The following is a 4578-nucleotide window of genomic DNA, read 5'->3' on the forward strand; positions in this document are numbered from 1 at the left end:
TTGACGGGGATAAGTCCAACCAGTCTGTCCAAAATCAGAAAGAATTCATCCATCAATTGTTTGGACTTGCAGCATAAGATACGATTCCGTTAGGAATATATGCATTTTATTCTTTTTTTGCACCAAAACCAAATTATGTAACTTATATCCTTATTGCTTGCACAATCCCATCTTGTCCAGCTTGGATGATTTGTGCGTTTTGAACAATTGGTGTAGAGTAAACATAGTCCGTAGAAAAATGATACTCATCAATGATACTTCCATTCTTCAAATCTAGCCCCGTAAGTAAGCCATTTACACCAGAAATATAGACTTTTTCTCCTTCAGCTTTAACTGGTGAAGCATTAAATACGCGTTGTTTTGTTGTTGTTTGCCAAAGCAGTTTACCCGAATAAGGATTAATAGCACTAACTTTTCCCCATTCATCTGCTAAAACAGCCATAGTGTTTTCCATTAAGATGAGTGGCGCGGAATAGAGAAAACCACCCTTAAATGTCCACTCGATATTTCCAGTATGGCGATTAAGAGCATATGTGTTCGAAACATTCGAAACATAAACAAGATCTTTTGTCCCTTCCTTGGATGGAACAATTGTTACTTTTGTTGCCCATGGACTATAAATTAACGTTTTATAGGGTGTTTCTCTTATCAGAATGGTAGATTCCCATATTACTTGTCCATTGATTCTATCCAATGCATAGGCCTTGCCGTCTCCTGCTCCCAAATAAATGGCTTTATCATCGGCGGTTGGCATCCCAGCAGTAAAACCGCTAACTTCTGTTGACCATTTTATTTTTCCAGTTTGTGCATCCATTAAAACGATATGATGTCCCGATGGAATGATTAGTTCCCCATTATCATAATAAATGTTGCCTAGAACGGGACTTGGCGTTTTACTTTTCCATACTGTTTCACCATTACTGGTACGAATACAATAAACCATGCGATCTGATGTACCAACGTAGATATCGGTTTCCTCATTATTTAATGCTGGCTGTGAATAAATCGGTTCCTTTAGTTTTCTCGACCATTTTTCTTTCCCTTTATTCTGATAGATAGCTGTAACGCTTCCAGCTATTGTTGTTGCTATAACTAGATTTGAAGAAGATATACTTGTTAAATCAGCTTGGATTGGTGCTAGCAGATCTTCTTGCCATTCTAATCTCGATGTACCTTGAGGATCTTCTATTTGTATAGTCTTCGAAGAATCCCACCATTCGGCCCGTTCATTTTTAACTCTGATCTGTAATCGGTATTTTCCTATCGGCATTGAATGCAAGTCTATGATTTTTTCAAAGCGAAGTGAGGAATTGCTTACTTGATTTAGGCTTTCCCAGTTACCATCATCCTCTCCGGCATATTTATGGTCAGGCCAGAATTGATAAAGAACCTCTTTTGCTTTTGTACGAGGATCCAATATAACCTTTAATTCACCTTCTGAAGATTTATGCTTTTGTTGAAATAATATAGTCTTTGGCTTTTCATGTTCTGCAGGTCTTGCTCCTGTAAGAGGAATCTCGGTCAGAACCGTTCGACTTTGAATACCCTCTTCATTAATGCCTGCATGGTGAACTGATAATAAAGGCTGTTTATCAATGGTCTTTTTTTCTATCCAGAAAAACACAGGTGCATCCTTTGCAGCAGGAAGACTAAAAATATGACAGCCATTTTGCATCCACATTTGTTCTTTGTGAACATGGCCGCTTAAAATCAACCGAACGTTATAGGACTCAATCATTTCAAAAAGAGCTTCTTCATTGGATATAAAATAATTGTTATCTCCAATTGGATAATGCAAGTACAGTACGACTGGTTTTTTTTGTCCGATAGACTTTAGGTCTTTCTCAAGCCAATTTAGCTGGTCTTTCGTAAAAAATCCTGGTTCCTGAAGAAGCTGGGTAGGATCTAAAGCAATAAAATGAATTCCGCCGAAATCAAAGGAATATTGTGATTTACCGACCACGTCATGAAAAAGTTCTCCAGCCCATTCGTCCCATCTTACTTCATGATTTCCCCTAATGGCATATAATCGATTTCGATAATTCTCAGGAATTAAACGATGAAATTCTTGATATTCTTCTGGGAGACCAGCCTCTATTAAATCGCCTAAATGAAGAACGAAGGAAGGAATATCTTTGGATTGAAAGCTAGAAAAAATCTTTTTAACATACTCACTTCTGTGTGGTGAGTAAGGATCAATATGAGTATCCGCAATCACTGCAAATGAGAAATCTTCATTTTCCCAAGAAGACGCGTCGACTTTTATCGGAAATTGACTTAGGAAGAATAAGCCAGCTACGCTACCTGACATTTTTAAAAAACTTTTTCGACTCATTGGTGATACGTTCATTTTTATATCATCCTTCTTATCAAATATGGTTTATAAATAGACTTGCTCTGTTCATGAAGAAAAAATTTCCGTCTTCTGCAATTTCTTACGATAGATAAAGGCGGATAAAGTAATGCTAATTTCATAGATTAATATCAGCGGAACTAATACGAGTATGTCTGATATAAAATCTGGGGGAGTAATTAGCACAGACGTTATGAGAATCACAAAATAAGCAATTTTTCTGGATTTCTTTAACATCTGAGGATTTATTATTCCTATAGCTGTTAAAAATAGAATGACAACAGGCAGTTCAAACAATATTCCAAAAGGAACGGTCAAGCTTCATGGAAATTTACGACAACATCTGCCTGCGTTTGGAATTTTTCAAGAAGCTCAGCATTACCTTTAGTAGCTTTTTGGTTATACTTGTTTTTACTTATAAATTTATATACAAAGGCATCTTTCTTGTCATCGCCCATGTATACAACGACTCGATTATCTTTAGAAAGATCCATGCAAGTATTTTCATGATTAAAGCGGCCTAAAGCTGTGTGTTTGCGAACTTGAAAGGCAGGATTAAATGGATCCACTTCGATTACCCATCCAAAGTGTGTTTCGTCTAAGTTTGCCGATTTTGAAGTAGATTCATAGTTTTCTTCACAGGATAACACTGTGTTCCAAAGTGTTCTTCCGCCAGAGCAGTTGGCAAAAGTACCTTGAACTATTTTTGTTCCGTTAACAGCTTTTGATCCTTTTGCCGGTCCCGTTAATGCGAAAGGGGTAAGTCCTGAGACGCGACGAGCAAATTTAGATGTTGTATCCATTTTTCACCCATTTTTGTCTTTATATACTTCGATAATCGAACCACCTTGATTATATAGCGGAGTTTTTATCTGTTCGGAGTTGTATCCGCCCTTAATTGTTTGACCGAAAACACACAAATCTGAGATATATTCATGGTTTACCCATAACAATCCTCTGTTCTTTTCATCTTTAAATGGAAAGTAAAGAGTAAAGTCATTATTGTATCCGAAAGTATCTCCTTTTTGATTAATCGTGTCCCCATATGCAGCAATGACATCATATTTATAGCCCTTTGGTAGAACAATATCATCCTTTTTTGTTGGTTCGATTGGCTGGAATTTTAAAGGACCTCTTTTTGGCCTTTTATATTCTGGATAGTGAAAAGGAGCTGTTGCTTCGGCTGCTTTTACTAATCCATCAATTTCTGTACTTGCTATTGCTAGTGCAACGGTACCAGTTCCTAAGTACGTTAAGAATTTTTTTCTGGAGACATATAGTAGCACCTCTTTATGTTATTAGTTTATGCATGTCTAATGATAGAGAAAAAAAGTTAAGCCACGGTTAAAGAAATGTAAAGATTTCTAATTTTGTGATTTAGGGATAAATTCATAGAATGAACCTAAAGAGCAAGTAGGGTGTTTTCGCCCATCCCCTCGAAAGGGGGAATAAATGGTTCAGCCGAGATACGCGTATTATCTTAATTAAGAAAATTAAAAAACGAATTTAAAAGGGCCCTTACGTTGAATACATGTACTCAACGTAAGGGCGGATTATGTAAAATGACAATAAAGTTATTTAATTTTAAAACCTAAAACACATATAACCCCATTCTGATTTTAAGACGGGGTTAAAATAAAGTTGTTTAATTTTTGATGTGAAATACTTCACTGCACTTAAAAATACAACAATAAAGTCGTTTAAATCTAAGTGTTATTGCACAATCGCGCCCTTTAATGGAGGAACATATTGAAGTTTTGCAACAACGACAAGAGCATAAAAGGAAAAATCCTGTTTAAATTATTTTATTTAGAATCAAGAGATAGGTGTTTGGTATAGGTATACCAAGAATAATTATATAATGTGCAACATTATATAGACAAAAAGAAGAGGATAGATACAAACAGAGGAATTCTGCTTGTTCTATCCTTTTGTTGTACTACAAATGACCTCATTTACTACTACAATGTATTTGCTTGTAGTAGTAAATACAGATGCTCTTGTTGTTCACGAATAATAAAGTTGTTTAAAGAATGCGAGTCATTCTATTCAACAATCGGGCCAGATTGTTGAGGAACGTTTTCAATAAAATTGGATATTTCTGTTAAAATATAGAGTAAGATTGTGGAGTTTCTCACTTAAACTAACGGGGCAGTTTAGTTGCATAAGAAAATTGTATTAACCAAAAATTTTATTAAGTAATATAAAAACCAGGATATTCTTGA

Annotated in this window: 1 protein-coding gene and 2 pseudogenes; all 3 read right to left on the reverse strand. The window is 35.7% G+C overall.

What is annotated here, in order from left to right; all coding sequences use genetic code 11:
- Window positions 1-142: 142 nt before the first annotated feature.
- The gene (locus CN326_RS21585; protein ID WP_098311029.1) at window positions 143-2350 is read right to left on the reverse strand and encodes an outer membrane protein assembly factor BamB family protein; all 2208 of its coding nucleotides are present in this window, start codon (window positions 2348-2350) and stop codon (window positions 143-145) included.
- Between the two features lie 51 nt (window positions 2351-2401).
- Window positions 2402-2674, reverse strand: a pseudogene (locus CN326_RS21590) (twin-arginine translocase subunit TatC); the annotation flags it as partial.
- Window positions 2668-3639 (reverse strand): annotated as a pseudogene (locus tag CN326_RS21595) (PhoX family protein). The pseudogenes CN326_RS21590 and CN326_RS21595, both read right to left, overlap by 7 nt.
- Between the last annotated feature and the right edge of the window lie 939 nt (window positions 3640-4578).

It is taken from the genome of Bacillus sp. AFS018417, assembly GCF_002560985.1.
GTDB classification, from domain to species: domain Bacteria; phylum Bacillota; class Bacilli; order Bacillales; family Bacillaceae_G; genus Bacillus_A; species Bacillus_A rhizoplanae.

Bases quoted from the DNA above. Each gene is read 5' to 3' on its own strand.
- CN326_RS21585 (WP_098311029.1), bottom strand. From the start codon at position 2,350: ATGAACGTATCACCAATGAGTCGAAAAAGTTTTTTAAAAATGTCAGGT.